At 46.9% G+C, this 19087-nt stretch carries 15 protein-coding genes; 4 read left to right on the forward strand and 11 right to left on the reverse strand.

Annotated elements, in window-relative coordinates:
* Positions 1-567 precede the first annotated feature (567 nt).
* Positions 568-2283: a methyl-accepting chemotaxis protein gene (locus LQV63_RS10175; RefSeq protein WP_233696612.1), complete on the reverse strand. Its 1716-nt coding sequence runs from the start codon at positions 2281-2283 to the stop codon at positions 568-570.
* A 399-nt stretch (positions 2284-2682) separates the two neighbouring features.
* On the opposite strand from LQV63_RS10175, the gene LQV63_RS10180 reads away from it, so the two are divergent.
* On the forward strand, positions 2683-3615 hold the full coding sequence (locus LQV63_RS10180) for a hypothetical protein (protein WP_233696613.1): 933 nt from the start codon (positions 2683-2685) through the stop codon (positions 3613-3615).
* Between the two features lie 290 nt (positions 3616-3905).
* A complete protein-coding gene (locus tag LQV63_RS10185; RefSeq protein WP_233696614.1) occupies positions 3906-5480 on the forward strand; it encodes a M2 family metallopeptidase in 1575 nt (524 codons plus the stop codon).
* A 66-nt stretch (positions 5481-5546) separates the two neighbouring features.
* Here LQV63_RS10185 and LQV63_RS10190 read toward each other — a convergent pair whose 3' ends face one another.
* From LQV63_RS10190 to LQV63_RS10200, 3 genes are all read right to left on the reverse strand, one after another.
* The gene (locus tag LQV63_RS10190) at positions 5547-6734 is read right to left on the reverse strand and encodes a hypothetical protein (RefSeq protein ID WP_233696615.1); all 1188 of its coding nucleotides are present in this window, start codon (positions 6732-6734) and stop codon (positions 5547-5549) included.
* 65 nt (positions 6735-6799) lie between these two features.
* Positions 6800-7414: a hypothetical protein gene (locus tag LQV63_RS10195; protein ID WP_233696616.1), complete on the reverse strand. Its 615-nt coding sequence runs from the start codon at positions 7412-7414 to the stop codon at positions 6800-6802.
* A 418-nt stretch (positions 7415-7832) separates the two neighbouring features.
* A complete protein-coding gene (locus LQV63_RS10200) occupies positions 7833-9461 on the reverse strand; it encodes a M28 family peptidase (RefSeq protein WP_233696617.1) in 1629 nt (542 codons plus the stop codon).
* A 343-nt stretch (positions 9462-9804) separates the two neighbouring features.
* On the opposite strand from LQV63_RS10200, the gene LQV63_RS10205 reads away from it, so the two are divergent.
* Entirely contained in the window at positions 9805-10671 is an 867-nt protein-coding gene (locus LQV63_RS10205) for a YitT family protein (RefSeq protein WP_233696618.1), read from the forward strand.
* A 47-nt stretch (positions 10672-10718) separates the two neighbouring features.
* On the opposite strand, the gene LQV63_RS10210 is transcribed toward LQV63_RS10205, so the two are convergent.
* From LQV63_RS10210 to LQV63_RS10235, 6 genes are all read right to left on the reverse strand, one after another.
* Positions 10719-11960, reverse strand: coding sequence for an MFS transporter (locus LQV63_RS10210; protein ID WP_233696619.1), 1242 nt, complete (start codon positions 11958-11960; stop codon positions 10719-10721).
* Between the two features lie 316 nt (positions 11961-12276).
* Positions 12277-13902, reverse strand: a complete 1626-nt coding sequence (locus LQV63_RS10215; RefSeq protein WP_233696620.1) for a DUF4179 domain-containing protein — start codon at positions 13900-13902, stop codon at positions 12277-12279.
* Complete coding sequence (locus tag LQV63_RS10220; protein ID WP_233696621.1) at positions 13899-14450, reverse strand: RNA polymerase sigma factor; 552 nt, start codon at positions 14448-14450, stop codon at positions 13899-13901. Before LQV63_RS10220 ends, LQV63_RS10215 begins: the two co-directional genes overlap by 4 nt.
* A 606-nt stretch (positions 14451-15056) precedes the next feature.
* A complete protein-coding gene (locus tag LQV63_RS10225; RefSeq protein WP_019423221.1) occupies positions 15057-15479 on the reverse strand; it encodes a hypothetical protein in 423 nt (140 codons plus the stop codon).
* A gap of 114 nt (positions 15480-15593) precedes the next feature.
* On the reverse strand, positions 15594-16136 hold the full coding sequence (locus tag LQV63_RS10230; RefSeq protein ID WP_233696622.1) for an SMI1/KNR4 family protein: 543 nt from the start codon (positions 16134-16136) through the stop codon (positions 15594-15596).
* A 62-nt stretch (positions 16137-16198) separates the two neighbouring features.
* A complete protein-coding gene (locus tag LQV63_RS10235; RefSeq protein ID WP_233696623.1) occupies positions 16199-17215 on the reverse strand; it encodes an HNH endonuclease signature motif containing protein in 1017 nt (338 codons plus the stop codon).
* Positions 17216-17430: 215 nt separating this feature from the next.
* Here LQV63_RS10235 and LQV63_RS10240 point away from each other — a divergent pair, with 215 nt between their 5' ends.
* On the forward strand, positions 17431-18249 hold the full coding sequence (locus LQV63_RS10240) for an undecaprenyl-diphosphate phosphatase (RefSeq protein WP_192813630.1): 819 nt from the start codon (positions 17431-17433) through the stop codon (positions 18247-18249).
* A gap of 64 nt (positions 18250-18313) precedes the next feature.
* On the opposite strand, the gene LQV63_RS10245 is transcribed toward LQV63_RS10240, so the two are convergent.
* Positions 18314-19006, reverse strand: coding sequence for a VOC family protein (locus LQV63_RS10245; protein WP_233696624.1), 693 nt, complete (start codon positions 19004-19006; stop codon positions 18314-18316).
* Positions 19007-19087 lie beyond the last annotated feature (81 nt).

A 19087-nucleotide genomic window follows, 5' to 3' on the forward strand; every position in this document is an offset into this window, starting at 1 on the left:
ATGTTCTTGTCGCTACACAAAGGATAGGCGGGACAAGGGTTTGATAAAACTTTTATACATATGTACAAAATACGGGTTTTGTGAAACAGTATGATCGAAAATAAGCGGATCTGGTTAAATCGCACTTCGCATCAAACATATTCATTAATTTGGTTTTTATTCATCATTGCTTATACAGAATTAATTTATTTGTCTGTTACGTTTTGTTTGTTGCGTTTTGTATATTACATGTTTCATTTGTCCAATTGTTATGCTGCTTTTAAAATGTGTTTCACGCATATTTTTGCTGATTACGTTTATTTGGCTGTCGGATTTGTGAATTATATTCAATTTGTAACATCGCTCATGTCGAGCTGCTTAACATCAACTTCAGTCTGGATTCCGTGTTAAGCTACCATCATTCAATATGTGATTTATTTCTCAATGTAATTAATGATGATTGAAATAAGACTTTACCCTCTTTTGTTTCTTGTTTTGTTTAGCATCCAATATAAAAAGGCGGCCGGCTGTCTTTGTTAACAGCCGGCCGGTTCTCTACTCGGACCGAAAATGAATTCTTATATTCGATTATAGTTTAAAGCGATTGACTATCACTTGCAATTCCTCTGCCAATGCCTTCAATTGGTCGATGGACGCGGTAATCGTCTCGATTGAAGCAAACTGTTCTTCCGATGCGGCCACCACCGTTTGTACCGTACGTGACGTCTCAGCAGCGATCTTTGCCATTTCATCCACAGAAGCCGTGACTTCCTCGGTACCCGCTGACATTTCTTCCGTAGCCGCAGATGACTCTTGCACTTGTCCAGTAACTTGCTGCACGAGCGCCATAATATGCTCAAACATTTGGCCTGCTTTTTCCACGACCTCCATACCGGATGCTACATCTTGACGGACATATGCCATGGAACTGACCGTTTCTTGCGTGCTTTGCTGTATTTCTCCGATTAATTCGGCGATTTTTTGGGCAGAATCACCAGATTGTTCGGCTAATTTGCGAACCTCTCCGGCGACTACGGCAAACCCTCTGCCGCTTTCCCCTGCTCTTGCCGCTTCAATCGAAGCATTCAACGCGAGCAGATTCGTCTGCCCGGCAATATTTGTAATCACATCGATTATTTTCTCAATTTGCAAGGAGCGTTCATTCAATTGTTCAACGGCCGTCTCGGTCGTCTTCACCGATTGACTAATCGATTTCATCTGTGCCATAGCGTCTACCAAGGTTGCGTTGCCTTGCTCAGCTTGAACAGCGGAATGACTAGACAATTCCGCAACGCTTGACGTATTATCAACGATCGATTGAATGCCTCGCGCAAACTCTTCGAGAGCGATCGCGTTTTCCTCCGATGCACTCTGCTGCAGCTTCGATCCAGACGCTACTTGCTCCATGGACGCGGCAATTTGTTCAGTCGCTTGCGTCGTTTCATTCGCGTTGTCGGCTACCAGGCGCGAATTGTGAAGCAGCACTTCCGCTCGTTCGTGCACCGTTCTCATAATCGATGACAACCCATCCATCATCTTGTTGAAGTCTTTCATCAGCACCCCTATTTCGTCTTTCGATTCATAGGTGCCGCGGACGGTAAGATCGCCCTGCTCCGCCCTTTCCATCAGACCTTGCATTTGTCTAAGCGGCTTCACGATGATGTTGATAATGAAGTAGCCTACGATGACGCAGAGAAGGAGCGATACGACACCTATAATAACGCTGGTTGTCGTTGAAGCATGCGTTAATTGTGTCGCTTCCTTCGCTTGCTGTTCCGCCAGATCTTCGTTCCATTTGACTAGCTCGGTCAACACCTTTTGCACTTTAAGGCGAATACCTCGCACATTTTCGACATAGTAGTCATACGCTTCTGCGTTCTTGTTCGCAAGCCCCAATTGAATCGACTGAATATAACTGTCGCGGTACGGTTTCAACAATTTGTCGTACTCCGTAATCAGCTTCTGTTCCTGTTCCGTCTGCAAAACCGACTTATAGTTCTTCAGCAAAGTATCACTTTCGTTTTTAAACCCTTCGATTGTCGTTTGCAGTAGACTGTTTCTGCTGTCATCGCTGCTCGCCATCAACTCGAAAAGCGCGGCGTCAACGGAACGATTGTTGACCATAATTTGCTTTAGCCACATAATCGACATCAGATTGTGTCCGTAAATGGTGTCGTTCTTGTGGTTAATTTCATTCATCGATTGGTACGAAGTAAATGTGCTCAGCACTAATAAAGCAATGCCGACCCCAACAAGTATAAAGATTTTAATAGAAGTATTTAAGTCTCTAAATCTAAACTTCATGGTTTACTCTCCTCTCTATAGTAGCTTAATAATTATCGACAAAATCAGACATGTTTTTTATAGCTTAATGCAGTTAAATAGTGACTATTTATAAAATTTTCTGAAAACTATTGCAATATTTCATTATTGATCAGCCAAATGGACTACATTGTTTCCTATCAATGCTCGGATCCAATATCCGAAAATTTTCTTAACGCTTTTTGTCAGACATTAGTTTTATTTGGCGTCAATAATAATACAGGCTGAACACCTGCATACTTTCTCAGCTCTGAAATAATACAGACGAAGGGAGAATGGAAATAGCGGAAAGGAGCATCCACTGATGTCACCTGTTGTTGCCGATAACTGAAGATTTGTTAAAAGTAGATATTCATTAAATAATTCGAGAGGGTTGATTATATGACGATATATCAAGGAAATGGTGCTTATTGTTATGCAAACTCAGCTTCAATGCTGCTGTCAACGATCGGAGAAAATATTTCCCCAACATTGATTGAAGTTCTTACCGGTTTTGCATTGGGGGCTTCCCTTTCACAAAATAACATGATCTTTTTCGATAATGGCGCCAGCAGCCCGGATCAAGGCATTAATCGCGCATTTGAGATATTAGGCTTTCATGTTATTGAAAAGGTGTGCGGGGAAAAGGAGCAAATTCCATTGGAGGAATTAAGGAAGGATCTCTCCAAATCACCCGTTATGTTGGGACCTTTTGATATGGGCTATTTGACTTATATGCCGAATCATCAATATCTCGGTGGATGCGATCATTATGTTCTTGCATTAAATATGAATGAAAAAGAGGTATTACTGCATGATCCAGCGGGTTATCCTTTTGTGTGGTTACCGTTTGAACAGTTGGAATTAGCATGGAAAGCTGAACAAATCACATGCAGTCAGGGGTCTTATCGTTGTTGGGTGTCGCCGAAACGAATATCGAATCCATCATTAGATGACATTTACGATAAAGCAATCCAATTATTCAGATCGAGCTACGACGATCAACACAAATTTGCCTTGCAGGGAAATCATTTAACGGGCAGGAACGCAATTCGCTTCAAGGCTGAACAAATCAGAAATGAACGTTTTGTCGATGGAGAAATCGGACATTTCATTCATTTTGCTTTTCCGCTCGGAGCACGGCGGGCGCTAGATTTTTCACTATTTTTTAGCGGCCGTCATGAAGAACTGAAAAAATTAAAGGAACAACAAGCTCGATTGTTTGGCACATGCCAAACGTTAGCCATGTCAAAAAAGTGGGCTGAAGTTGCTGAAACGCTTGAGTTGCTTGCAGATGTAGAAGGAAAAATCGAATCAACCATTTTAACTTTGTAACATCACGAATGTTATATGTTTGTGGGTAGTATCAACTTTGCTGATACTACCCCATCGTATAGTTCATCTATAAATTCCCTACTACTGTCTCTTGACCGAAATTCTCTGTTGCGACATACAAAATCAACCGAATGGTTGATTCCGTTGGGACGCTACCTTCGTAACCGACTAGTAGCCATTGGTATTTATCATGAAGCTTCTACATGACTATTTCCTATGTTTTTGTTATGGTATATATAGGAATGTTCACTATTAGACGAAGCAAATCCATTTTGCAAGGAGACAACATCATGGATGTGGCAGCCTTTTTACAGAACGAAAATGAAAATGCGCAGCAGGTATATGTACAGGTAAGTCATGCAGGCTGGATGGCAACCTCTACTGGAGAAAAAGAGTGGAACGATCGGCTTGAAGCGGCACAAAATGAATGGAAACGCTACCTCTCCGATCCCCGCCGGTTTGAGAAGATCAAGAAATATAGAAGCGATAATCAACTTTCCCTGCTCCAGCAACGCCAGTTGACTGTTCTATACAATTTGATGGCGAGCTATCAACAGGATCCGGAGCTATCGGCGCGTTCGACGAGAATGACGAAGGAGCTTGTGCAAGTCTTTAACACATACCGTCCGACCTTGGACGGCAAAACAGTATCGAACAACGACATCCGGACGATATTGGAGACGAGCAGCGATCAAGCTGAACGCAAGCGGGCCTGGTTGGCCAGCAAGCAGATCGGAAAACAGGTCGAGACTGGCGTGCTGCAATTAATACAACAGCGCAATGAAGAGGCGCGTGCGCTCGGTTACGATAACTATTATCGAATGAACTATGAACTGCAGGAGTTGGATTTGGACGACACGTTCGCCATCTTTCATGATCTGCTCGCCCGAAGCGAAGAGCCCTATCGCCTCGTCAAGAAGGAGATTGACGAAGGCATCGCGCGCCGGTTCGGGATAGATGCGAAATCGATCCAGCCTTGGCATTATTCGGATTCCTTCTTCCAGAGCGCTCCTTCGGTAGGCGACTGGAATTTGAACACTTATTTGCAAGGCCGGAGCATGGAGCGTATAACGGAAGAAACTTTCCGGAGCATGGGACTCGATATCAGTGACGTCATGAGCAGCAGCGATTTATATCCGCGCGAGAACAAATATCCTTACGGTTATTGCACGGATATGGGACGAGAAGGCAAGCCGCGCGTAATGATGAGCATCGATGTGAATGAGTTCTGGATGAGCGTCATGCTGCATGAGTTCGGGCATGCGGCTTATGAGAAATATATCGATTCGGCGCTCCCGTTTCTTCTCCGCCGGCCTGCCCATACGTTGACGACGGAAGCCATTGCAATGCTGTTCGGAAGAATGACAATGCATCCGGAATGGATTGAGCGCTTCGTGCAGCCCGGCAGTGCTGCGCTTAGCCCGCATCTATCCTCGTTGCAGGAGACGATGCGCCGCCAGATGCTAGTGAGCATGCGCTGGTACTTAACCTTTACGATGTTTGAACGCGAGTTGTATGAGCAACCGCTACAGCACGTCAACGAACGCTGGTGGCAGTTGGCAGGACATATTCAGCATTTAAATGCGCCTGAGCATACGCACTATCCGGATTGGGCGGCGAAAATGCATTTTGCGCTTGCACCCGTCAGCTATCAAAATTATATTTTGGGTGAATTAACGGCGTCCCAGCTGCTCCATTCTATAAAAACCAACATCTCGCAAAATATGTTCACACACCAAGCAGGCGATTATTTAAAGGAACATTTTTTCGCCAGCGGCGCGACATGGAGATGGGATGAAAAGCTCGTGAAAGCGACAGGTGAATCCCTGCAGCCGCGCTACTTCGTCGAACAATTCATCGGCTAAGCAAAAGAGAGACCCTGACTGCCACGTGCAGTTGGGTCTCTCTATACGAATCGTGTATTGCTTTACTTATTCAATGGCTCCGTTCTCCGTCAATATCTCCAAGTCATAGAATTTGAAGTGACGGTTCATGGAAGCTTGTATCGCCGGGCCGTCTTCCTTCGTAAAGGTGTAATAACAGGTTCCCTTCTCCCGCTCCACTTTGTAACCGTTCAGATCAATGTCGAACAGCTTCTGCACGTATGGAGCGGCAGCCTCAAGCACCTGCTCGTCGGTGAATTTGCGGAAGATGCCTTCCGTTGCATCCGTTCCTGCCTCCAATTCTTCTGACGTATTAACAGATAAGAGTCGACCCGAGCGGAATCCAACTTCGATTCTCAAATCTTCCTTCTGGTCCCTAAAGACATATTCGTTTACAGACTGCCCATTCCGAGCATACAGGTGATGTTCAGCTTTGACGAGCGGCACATGCTTGCCCTTCAGATCCCGGACAGCTTGCTCTGCTACCGCCAACGCTTTGGCATCCACTTGATTCATAGGCACAGTGACAAACATGCTCTCAATCCGATTATCTTCCAATGTCATGGTCATGTCGCCTTCCAGCGACGTGCGGATGAGCCGTTCATTCGCGGACTTGGTCCGGGTGAGCTTCTTCACTTCCGCTGCCAGTTGATCGCCGTTCATGCGGGTTTCCGTTTCTAGGATGCGTTTCAAGTCAGAAGGAAGCTCGTCATAGGACATGGACACATGCACATCAGCTGTTCCTTTATTCAGATCGAGAGCTACGCGGCTCTTGTGGTCCTTGCTGTATACGGTGACGTTATGATAAGCCGCTCCCTTGTATTCTTCAACACCGTACAATTCGATGTCATGCCCGGCCACTTCTCTCATCTCACGCCGCGCTTGTTCGACGGTTGAAACGTCCAAATCGGCCACTGTCTTCGCATGTTTCGGTTCCAGCAACGTCCCTTCCTGTTCATCACCCGCTCCAGTAGGCGGGATTGTAAACTCTATCTTCTGATTGATCGTGACCGGATCCATGAAACGCCGAATCGAGATCGCGTATTCCTCCAGTTTAGGTGCAATAACTGCAATATCATAAACAGGCTTCTTGTCATTCGCATTCCATCGGTCGTAATTATCGACTATCATTCCGAGCTCCGGACTCCACGTCAGACCGCCAACATCTTGGTAGTGTTCGTACAGCTGCTCTCCGGTCAATGGGATGGCCTTCGTCTCCGGTGTATGGATATCCAAGCCGTACTGCTTCCATGTTTCAGAACTATCTGTCTCCTGGAGCTTCAAATAGTATGGTTCGTACGTCAGAAAGGCAGTATCCCATGGATTAAATCTTTGACCGCACGTTCGGCAGCCTGGCGGACCTTCGCATCCACGGTACTTGGATCGTACTTGACTGCAGCGGCTGTCAGCTTTTCATTATCGAACTGGACACTCGCGTCCTTGCCGTTTATAAAAGTCAAGACGATACCGTCATACGAGCTCTTCCCAAAGTTCGAAATACTGCGTGAAACACGATCGAAGGTGAACTTTTTCGATGCTTCTATTTTCGTCAGCGCATCCAATGCGTGCTTCTTCATATCGGCATTCAATTCCTCGAATGACAGCTCGACCCCGGCGCTTGTTACCTTGCCCGTCTTTTCCTCTATGACGACTTGGCCCTTCTCTTTCCCTTCTTTGGGATAAATGAACCATGTACCGTTATATTCCGATGCGCTATCCAGCTCAATATCCTTGCCTGCCAACTGGCGCATCGTTGTCTGCGCTGTCTTGAGCAAATTGGCATCCAGATCGGCAATCGTCTTCTCCTTCTGCTCCTTCGTTTCTTTGCCCACCGCCACCGTCCATACCGATCCCATCGACGCAAGCATCATGCTGGATACGGCCAACGCCGTAATCATCTTTTTGTACGATTTCATGTATTGTTCCTCCTGTATCTAAATTGGTTTTCGTCTCTTAGATGCAAGAGGATCGGATTTAGTTCTCATTCACCAAAGAACCATCGCAATATGCTGAAAATCCTGTCCAGATAGTTCACATCTGTTTGTTCCTCTAAGGGATGGTTCATCAAAACATCCTTTGCCTCACTCTTCCGCTGCCTCAGAAAAACAAGACTGTAGTCATACGGGTTTTCATCTCTCGGCTGAATCTCTGCTTTACCTCATATCATATGCGATCTGAGGTATTGGGAGAGTGAACAAAAGGGGAAATCAAACAGGGTGAGTGTGTGCAAAAAGCAGTTTCGATATGACCTCCCAGGAACAGTTCATCAAAAAAAGCCCACGAAACAATATCATGGGCTTCTTCTTTGCCGAATTGTTCGCGGTGTCATCCTCATCAACCAGATATTATTGAATAGTCGGCACGATGCTCTGGTGGCCTAACAGATATGAACCTCAACATCATTGGGTGCAGGAGCGCAAAGAGAATCGAACATAACGCCGCACATACGATATTACTGGAAAGCGGCATCGCCGTAAACAGGAGATGAAACAGACTCGTAAACAGCGTAATCGGCAATATAGCGCATAAAATAATGGCCCACGCCCGATTCAACATGCCCGCCGGATGTTTCCGTCTCATTGCGCATCCGACAACGATAGCATGAACACAGAGCGGCAAGGCGAACAAATAGCTCGCTCCCGGAAGGAACCAGGTCGTGCCGACGAGCAGCAGGATAAAGAACAGCATGCCTGACAGAACCATTTCCATCTCGTTCACTCTACGCTTAAAAAATCGCGTAACTATAAGGTACACGAATAAGGCCAGCAGCACTATCCCGATATTATAGAACGTTGGATTGACTGCTGGCGCAGGGCTTCCCTGCTCCGGTTTCAATATTCCTAATACATCAATGACCTTGTAATAAATATAGGCTGCAGCCAGCGACAATAGGATGCCCGCCACTATGGCCAGCAGACCGGATGCGACCCCTTTGAGCGAGACCGTCTCTTTACGGATATAGAAAATGAGCGAAAATACCCACATCGCGCATAGTAGCAGCGTCAATGGCAGCACCATTGACTGTGGATAATGAATCAGTATACCGAACCAATTGAAATAGACCCGATTAGCGGACGCCACATCACTCAAATCCACATTTCCAAAATGCTTGGCGGCAGCCAGCGCATTATCCCCGTGGTGCTGCAGCGTGGCTAGAGATACATATTCAGGCGTATCCAGCGGGCTATGATACTTATCCCACCCATCCGCATGGGCGAAGTTCAATCCAGGGATGCCTGCCTTCAGCGACACCGTCAAATCAGTGTCATTCGGCATCGTCTTATAAATCTCCCCGACCAGCGAATTGCTGACCGGTGCAGGAGCGAATGAGGCAAACTCGGAAATGAGCGTACCGTTGTCGTTGCTCGTCTGGAACATGATAGCCGGTCCTTTCGAGCCTCGCGCTTCGAAGTTGGCCACGAGTCCGATAGTTTCACGGTAATTCCCCTCATTCCAGAACGCTGTCGCACCAAGCAATCCCGGCTCCTCGCCATCCGTCAACACGAACCACACATCGTTGGCAAGCTGCGGCCCTGCCTGCAGGGCACGTGCCGTTTCCAGCAAAGCGGCGACGCCGACAGCGTCATCGTTCGCTCCCGGACCAAAGGGAGTCGAGTCATAGTGCGCGGTCAGCATAAGCACTTTACCTCCCTGCGAACCTTTCAGGACGCCTATGATGTTGTGCAAATCGAATGATTCCGTAATGTCATTCCGTTTTATGGTCCATGGGTAAATGTCAACCTTAGGATTCAGTCCGAGCTCTTCCATCTGCTGCAGCAAATATTGCCTCACTTTCTCATTTTCCGCTGAACCGACGGGGTGAGGGTGCTGTGCGATCACTTCAACATGCTTGAATGCTCTCTCCGCTGAAAATTCATGTCCCTCGGCATCTGCCCCTTTCGTTGCCGGTGGGCTCTCCCACCATAGAGTGAGCGAAATGAGCAGCAGGATGATAATCGCCAACGCGAAGGAACTCCAGCCCCTTGATCCTATTTTTTTCGTAGTTCGAACCGAATGAACCAAGACATAACCCCCCTCTTTTTATACAAGCACCCTATCCATACTTGGATTCCAATCTGGAAAAGGTTCATTCTGCGCTTAATATAGTACGCGACCATGTTGCAAAGCATCCTATGAACAACGATCAGAATCAGCCACAGCAATGCGTTGACAAAACACTAGCAGCACGATTGCACCGTTTATAATGAAAAGACTGTTTGTACTGTAAATAGGGAAATGCTATTATAGAACTACTTTTTGCGAAAAGTGAGCTTCATACATACTAATAAAGAAAGGATTTTATCGTATGGCCAGAACACATAAGAAGTTAACTATCCTGGATTTCTTGAAGAGGTTTATTTTTATTACCGCAGGCGCTGTATTAATGGGGGTCGCGCTTGAATTATTCCTCGTGCCGAACAATGTTATCGACGGCGGAATTACAGGTATTTCCATCGTCATCTCCAAAGTGACAAATCTGCCCCTCGGGCTATTCATTTTTATCATCAATCTCCCGTTCCTCATCATCGGATACAAGCAGATCGGCAAGACCTTTGCCTTTTCCACCTTGTACGGTATCGTGGTCATGTCGGGAACGACCTTGTGGCTGCATCATGCCGATGCATTTACGAATGAGAAAATATTGGCCGTCCTGTTCGGCGGCTTGATCCTTGGTCTTGGTGTCGGTCTCGTGCTTCGCTTCGGCGGTTCGCTTGACGGAACTGAAATTGTGGCCATTCTCTTCTCGAAGAAGACCCGTGTGCCTGTCGGGCAAATTATTTTGTTCATCAACGTATTTATCTTCATCGTCGCAGGATTCGTGTTCGGTTGGGATTCGGCGATGTACTCCATTTTCACGTTCTACATTGCCTCCAAGGTCATGGACGTTGTCGTTGAGGGCTTGAATGAATCCAAATCGGTTACGATTATATCTTCCGAATACGAAGAAGTATCGCAAGCGATTCTGGATCGTCTGGGACGCAGCACGACGTTCCTCTACGGCAGAGGCGGCTACAGCAAGGAGGATACGCAGATTATATACTGCGTCGTCACGCGTCTGGAGTTGGCCAAGCTGAAAGCGGTTGTGCAAGAGATCGATGAGAAGGCGTTCATCGCGATTGAGAGTGTATCCGACGTGCTCGGCGGCAACTTCCAGAAGAACAGCATTCATTAATGAAAGAAAAGGCAGGCGCTCGTTACGAGCGCCTGCCTTTTTGATGTTTACCGCTTGCGCAGCACCCGGGCGAACACGGCCAGAATCGGCGACAGCAGCACAGCCGCGACCACGAGCGAAGCCCGGACGGAGATGCGGTTCCCTACCCAACCGACCAACGGACCGCCTGCCGCTTGGCCGAGCGCGTCCGACTGACTAATCATCGACAAGACGGTGGCGCGGGACTTGTTCTCAATGTTCATGTTCAGCCAAGTATTATATATCGGTTCTTTGAGCGTGCGAATCACACCGATCGCAAGCAGCGATCCGAGCGCCCAGGCGAAGCTCGGCGAGAAGGCGAACGACAGGATGGCGGCGATATGTGCCGCAGTGAGCACGAACATGCCATAGAAGACCGATCGCTCGTTGCTCATATCCAGCCGCTTCTCCGTGGCACGAACGGCCAACATTCCGATGATCGTTGTCAGGACGGAGATGAGGCCGAACCACATCGCCATGGAAGACAGCACGCCTTGCGGGAATCCGATATCGGTAATGAGATGCGCCTCCCACAGCCGGTCGTAACCTTCGGACGCCGCGCCGCTGAACAGCGTGACGGCAACGATCATCAGCAGCACCGGATGACGGCGCACGACCTTCGCGCCCGTCACCCAAGTCGTCTTCATCTCATGCCAGTGCGTGGAATGAGCGGTACGCTCCGGACGGACAAACTTCGTCTCCTTCATGAATAACATCAAAAAAACGCCAAGTCCCAAATAGAACAGACCCGCGGCCACAAACGGGAGATTGGGCGCCACCGTAGACAGCCCGACACTCAGTGCGATACCAAGCAAGGTCGCGATCAACGATACCCGCTTCGCCCGCATGAACAAATGCCCGACGTTCTTCTCACCGACTTCATCGACGATCCAGGCCATATCCGCCCCGCTGATGAAGGTCCAGCCGAAGCCGCTTACAAATTCCGCAACCAAAATCCACATAAACACCGAAATGAACGGGGTCAGCGCGCCGATCCATTGCACGCTGCCTTCCAACACAAATCCGGCGCCAAGCACGAACATACCGATGATGACCGATAACCGACGGCTGTACGTATCGGCGACGACGCCGGTGACACCTTCGAAGATGAGTGCGGTACACTCCATTACCGTTCCCATCATGACAAGCTGGAACGGGTTCAACCCAAGCTCCCCGATTAAATAAATCCCATAGGTCGTAGACATCGTGGAGATGGCAAGGGCCGTCATAGACATCATAATCATATACACTTGTGACGCGCGTAAGTTCATCTCAATCAGTTCCGCCTTTCCGGCAGACGGCACGTCACATGAGGCATACGCAGCTTCCTTAATACCTGCATGCGCGCATACGCGCGTGCCGTTCTACCGCTCGTTTTTTTCTAATCTCCGTTCGTTGATTTGCGATTACGTTGTAGCATTGCCGCATAATCTGAACACCTCCAAAATTAAGTAATTCCATTATAACTACGCACCCATCCATAAAGATACAGTGAATCTTGTCCACACCTGAATGATAACACCAAAAACACCGGCAGTGCCGTACTGCCGGTGCGTCATTCACAGTATGTTATATCGGTACAAAATATTACTTTCCCTCTTCTTGTTTCATTCCAGACGAAGGCGGAACTTCAATAGGGAACGACCACGCGTCGTCCTCGTAGTAATACCGTGTCGTAATGACAGGAGCGAGAAGCTGCAACTCCTCGTTCTCCCACTCCGCTTCATAGCCTTTAATTCTTAGTTCATACTTCAGTGGAATCTTGCCCGTATTTCTTACCGCTTCTCTAATTTCGTACTCGTTGGTCTTCGTCCCGACGGAAATAAAGTTCGCTTTCAATTCCGAGCCTTGCGCGAGAACCCAATGGGCAACGCGATAGAGCGGCGCCGGCATTACTCCTTCGATAACCATGACGGCGTTGGTTTGGCTTGGATCGCGCAGATCCGGTTCCAGCTTGAACGAGCTCAACATGAATTCCGTTCCGCCCGCTTTCAGCTTGACAGGCCCCTTGCGTACGTCGGCCGGACGGAACGTCAACGACAGATCCGACAGTTCGTTATGCTCCTCGTAATCAAGGCGGAACGTCAGCTTTTGACCTTGCGGCCAACGGCCGAGCTGCGCGCTTGACGTGCTTGTATCGTTGACGACCGCGCCCGACTCGTCCACAAGCTGCCACATGAAGGTGCGTTGGTTCAATTCGTACATGTTGCGCTCATCCTTCTGCAACTCGTTCCAAAACAGCGGCTTCACCCGGTATTTTCGCTGTTCCGCTTCCTCTGTCAATTGGTGGGACAGCCCTAGTTGCGTCTTCGTCGGCGTCAAGACCAGATTGCGCACATTGATGCTCAAGCCTTGCGGAGTCGTATAGGAACGATCGATTGGAATTCGGATTGTCGCTTCCGTGCTTTTCGCGAACGAGAACGGAACGCTTACTTGCCAATGCCCTTCTACCTTCGGGTTCGGCTCCTTATCCAGACCTTCGATAAAGGGAACCCCTTCTCGCCTTCCGCCCACTTCAAGGATATCCATATGAAGGGTCAGTTGTTTATGTTCTAGCCCGTACGGCAGCTTAAAATTGATATACGAAATGGTCGTATCCGACGTGCCGCCACCGATCGAGTCAACTTCATATTCATTACCGTCTTCATCCGTCACGTATAGCCTGTTGCGTTTGCCATCTATCTGGAGCATAGGTTCGTACACCTTGCCGTCTCTCATAATTTGATAGGCAACGTATACGCGCGGCGAATCGGGAAGAATTTCGTGAATGGACAACGTGATTCGTTGATCGGTGTCGCTGCCCTCCACCCGTTCCGAGAACCCCATTTCTGCCGCATGATCCACATTTACATAATATCCATACCCGAACAGCGACTTCAACATTTCCGCGAATGTCGGCGAAGCCGCCGCGCCAACAGTGACGGTGAATGCTATGCCGGCCGCAATCAGCCCGACGCGCTTATGTCTCCTTCTCCGGCGTTGTGACGCATCTTCCAAGGCGAGAATTTCTTGCATGACGTTATCCGTGAACCCTTCGGATAACGCGGCTTCCGGCATGTCTTGCCCGATGTCCCACTCATTCGCCTCATCATCCGACTCCAACAACGCGGCGCATGACAAGCATGAATCGGCGTGCTGCTCCACAGTGGCCAGCTCCCTCTTCGTAAGCGGGCGTTCCTCATCCATCAGCCGATGAAAGTCCGTGCAATTCAAGCGAATCCCCCCTCTTGAACGAGCATGTCTCTCATTTTCTTTTTCGCTCGGTGCAGATGTACCTGTACCGTCGTCACTGGCACGCTCAACGCGTCGGCGATTTCCTTGTAGCTCATGTCCATATTGTAACGCATGAATAGCACGGTCCGATATGGAGCCGTCAAGCGATTCATCGCCTCATTCACTTGCTGTCTCTTCTCTTCCTGCAGCACTATATCCTCCGGCGTCGGCTCTACGGCTACGAGCGTCTCCTGAAGCTCCGTCCACTGCCTGTTCTTCTGTGTGCGCCATTGCGACACGCTCAGATTGACGGCAATCCGGTAGAGCCAAGCCGAGAATGAGCGCTCCGGATCATACTTCTTCAGGTGCTTATAGGCGTTGACGAACGCAGTCTGTGCGATGTCTTCCGCATCGGCCTGCGAATTGCCCATGCTGACGAGCAGCGCGCTTAGCCTTCCTTTATATTTGTTTACAAGGTGGGCGTAACTGTACGTATGACCGGCCAATACTTGAGACACCCACTCCTGATCTTCGTTCACCACTCGCATCCTCCATCTCTGTCTATAGTGCGAATTAATGTATCATTGCTGATTCAATCTGTCTCTATCTATTTTCTCATTCAATCATGTGACATCCGATTCATCAATTCATCCCCGATCCTTCTGCTGCATATTGAAGTTCCACTACTTATACGAAAGGGCGGTCGATTATCTTACATCATATACGAAAAAATATTTTAAAAAAAAAGAAATGCCAGCGAGTCAAATGACATCACCAGCATCTCATAGAGACGATTCAACCTCAGGTTCCGCGCAATCTGCATATTGACATTGACATGAGAGAAATACGTCTTATCTCTTGCCATATTATGATGAATCGGGCGCGCGCGACAAAACAATGCGTAACATGACTCGCTCCAGAAGTATAAGCCTGCTGTGCTTCCTCATATGTGGCTGCGCATCTCCTCTAAACCTACGTGGTCAATGAATGAGTTACAGCCGTTAGAGAATAACTCCTTTTTCAGCTCGACAGATATAATCGCATAAAAAAAACCGTGCGATTAAGCACGGTTGAGACCATTTGCATAAAAGAGCTATTATAATAAACGGGATCGCTGTTTTCAGAACTCATAAAGCACCCTTGGTGCTAAATTATTACTTCGTAATGTATACTTTCTGATTATTCGTATTATAGTACCATACACTCAGTTTATAATCACGGTCGTTGGAGTTTTTATCGAATTTTTTAGTGGATATTCTGAAATAATAGTTTTTTCCGGCGATAAAATTGGAATAGATACCTATATCCCCTTGGTCGAGCGTTTTTTTACTAGAACTACCCTCGTATAATTGAACTTTATATACAGAAGTTGAAGGGCCATGTAATTGGAAATAAAGGGTTTTTCCGATAATTTCATAAGGGTTAAAGTTCAGTTTGTCATAATCGCCGCTCGAAGTTAGTACTCCAAAAAAATTACCATCTTTGAGGTCGAAATTGAATTCTTTAGCAAAAACACTTGTTCCTAAGGAGAAAAATACAGCAAAAACCATCAGTAATACAAATAGCTTTTTTCTCATTTCTGCGTTCCTCCTAAACAATTAGTGAATACACACCAAGGGCACTTTATAAGTTCTATAAGCGAACCCTGAAAAATAACACAGATGATAACTCTCATATACAGTTAAATTGGTTTATATATCTATGTACTTGCTCTCGTTCCATAGCCAGAAACGTTCTCCTTGAGCAACAATTAATCGATCAAGCCAAGTAGTAAAATCAATTTCCATTGAGATGATATTGCCTACTGAAACGTTAATCATACAGCGGTTCTCGCCATCCTTAACTTTTTTGCTATCAATAAAAAAATATTCCCCATATCCGCTATATTCCCCAATCATCACCCATTCGGGCGGATATGTTCTCAAATATCCGTCTCCTTTGGCATAATCTTCGTAGTATTCATTTATTTCATTTACACTGTAAAGTTCTACTCTGCTTTCATCCATTTTATTGCAAAATAAAGAAGCTCCATCTGAAACTAACAAAAACTCTATAAAATCTCTAGGAAGCCTCCACCCGCTATTCTCTTGCAAAGTATTGATTTTATCTTTATTAGCAGGCTGCCTCCAGGAGAAATAGGTCATATATAATTCTCCGCCCGCATGCTGCACTTTTAGAGTGCTGTTTTCACATAGTCTGTCTTTTAATGATCCACAAATACTTCCAATCGACATATAATCCTCCAAATGTTGTGATGATAGGGCGTGATTTTAGTGTTTTCACTCTCGTCCTCATATTAATATGACGACCACCAAGGTGTCACTACTTTTCGGTGAAAATCATAGGGTAACGGTATAAGATTATCATAAATATTGGTGCCGCCATAATTACACGGTCTAATGTGATGAATTTCATACTTAACCCTGCCTAGATTATCTACCCATGTTATACTGCCATAACTAGTGTCATAATAGTCTCTGTACTTTATTCTCTCTGTCGGCGTTAAACCGCAACCTATGTTCCCCTTCGTCCAAGTTGTAGAAGCAGGTTTTGTTAGCACCAGCTTTGAATTATTATCGGTATATTCAGGATACTTTACACCCTTTTTATTTAAGAGGAAAGGGCCTTCAGTTCCAGAAGCCGCCAGATTCGAAGCGTCTTTAAAATTAGCATAAGCTGTGGCGTCAGACTTCCAGTAAAATGTGGTATTGATTCTGGTGACTATATTAACATCCTCACGAATTTTCACAGTTTCAATTTTTTTAGCAAATTCAGCATAAATAGTACCGTCAGTACTTTGGTATACGGAGCTATTTATTGTATAATCTTTCGGAAAACTACAACAGCCTAATGCTGAAGTTACAGCGGCAGAATGGACAAAATCGGCTTCGGTTGTATTTGGATTTCCTATAAAATCTGTAATTTTCAATGTATAAAATACCAGATTTAATGGTTTTTCTGTATCCGCGGGACCATTGTCTAAAATAAGTTGATCAATATCAATCGTCTTATTTGTATCCGTATCTAAACCGACAAGGACGTAGGTTTCCGCCAATAATTCTACATTGTCGTAGCTGGCCTGCTGCTGACCCGGAAGATTGATTTCATTCAGACTACTTTCATCTCCTATGTAACCTCGCCTTTGGAGCTCCGAAATCTTTTCTTTAATTTCATCGAGATTGGATGTAACTTCCGGATTACTTTCATAAGTTAAATCCGTGTCGTAGTCCTCGTTCTGTGCTTGGACCGGGGTGCCAACAAACATGGTGAGTAATAAAGCAACAAATAAAACAAGTGACATAACTCTTTTCAACCCATCAACCTCCTATTTTGCACATGCTCCAAACAATTTCCTGATTCATAATATTGTAATGATATTATTTTTATTCCATTATTTTGTATTCGATGTTAGACTGTTAGTCCAACGGCTACCATCTCCGTTCAAAAACCTATATAATACAAATGTTATATCTCTAAGTTAGAAGGACAGGCTGGAAATGGGAGAGTGAAATTTTGAATTGGTGGGAAATGTTTGTCGGCTTTATACTGGGACTTGTAGAAGGCTTGACTGAATTTGCTCCGGTCTCTTCGACTGGACACATGATCTTAGTGGATGATTTTTTGCTGCACTCCAAGGAACTATTCACTCCTTCGATTGCGAACACCTTTAAGGTTGTCATCCAATTGGGCTCCATCCTGGCGGTCGTCGTCGTGTTCTGGGATCGATTCATGCATCTCTTGGGCTTGAAGAAAGGGCCGGTACACCCGGAACTTGGCAGAGGACGCCGGCTGAAGCTGACGCAGGTTATCGTCGGGTTGATTCCGGCGGCAGTCCTCGGGCTCCTCTTCGAAAACTATATCGATGAATATTTGTTCTCTATCCAGACGGTGCTCATCGGTCTGGTGCTCGGAGCCATTTTGATGTTAGCGGCGGACTGGTTCCGCCCGAGCAAGCCATCCGCGAAGACGGTCGACCAGATCACGTACAAGCAAGCATTAGGTATCGGTCTGTTTCAATGTTTGGGCCTGTGGCCGGGATTTTCCCGCTCCGGATCGACCATTTCGGGAGGCGTTCTATTAGGCATGAGCCACCGCGCGGCAGCCGACTTCACCTTCATTATGGCCGTACCGGTCATGGCGGGCGCGAGCGGCTTGTCGCTGCTGAAGCATTGGAAGGATTTCACCGTTGATGCGCTGCCGTTCTTCATTATCGGATTCATCAGCGCCTTCATCTTCGCATTAATCTCGATCCGCTTCTTCCTGAAGCTGATTAACAAGGTGAAGCTGGTTCCGTTCGCGGTGTACCGCCTCGTGTTGGCCGCTGTTATCTATTTCGTATTCTTGTAATCGTACAGACAGCCTTTGATCCTCGCGATCAAAGGCTGTTTTGCTTCTATTCCGGTTCCATTTTTCAATCTTGTCTAATCATCCGATACGGATATTGCAGAAACTGAGCATCATTGCGGACAGAGTCGCGCAACACAATTTCTATCGGATGGATCGCTGCGTACTTGTCGGTGCCGAACCATTTCCGCTGCGTAGAACATAGAATCAACAGCCCTTCCTCATTGCCTAGTGGCGCAAAGAGCGGATAAGCCGCTATGTACACGTCAGCCCCATAGCGCTCCTTCAGGACTGCTGCCGCTTCTGGCACATCCTCGACCGGCAGGCCGATCTCACTGATGCATTGAATGTCCGGCACACCGAACGAAGCGGATTCGCCTGCTTCTCTGTCCTGACCATTATGCCGCGCAATGAATTCGATAAGGTTGCCTGCGGGGTCATAGAGATATACGGCATGCGCATTCCAGTGCGATAAGTGCTGAATATCTTTCCCTTCTATACAGTTGATAGCCGCCTGTTTCCGTTTCAGCCATTCCACGCATTGCTCTATTTTACTCTCAGTTATGTTGAATGCGAAATGATAAAACGGACGTCCAGCCTCAGCCTCGTTATTGTGTACGAAGGTAAGCTGTGAGGCACCTGCTTGAAACGTGATGCCTCCCCCGTGTTCATGCATAATTGGCAGTCCTAGCACTTGGGAATAGAACCTCTTGATATTCTGCAAGTCGCTCGTATGCAACCTGATTTCTTGTATTTTCATGGCAATGTCCTCCTCTTTAATATGAAATGGATGTTCAGGAGCACCGACCGCATTCGGAAGGTACTCCTCATGCTCTTCTTG

This window comes from Paenibacillus profundus (assembly GCF_021369635.1).
Taxonomy (GTDB): domain Bacteria; phylum Bacillota; class Bacilli; order Paenibacillales; family Paenibacillaceae; genus Paenibacillus_B; species Paenibacillus_B profundus.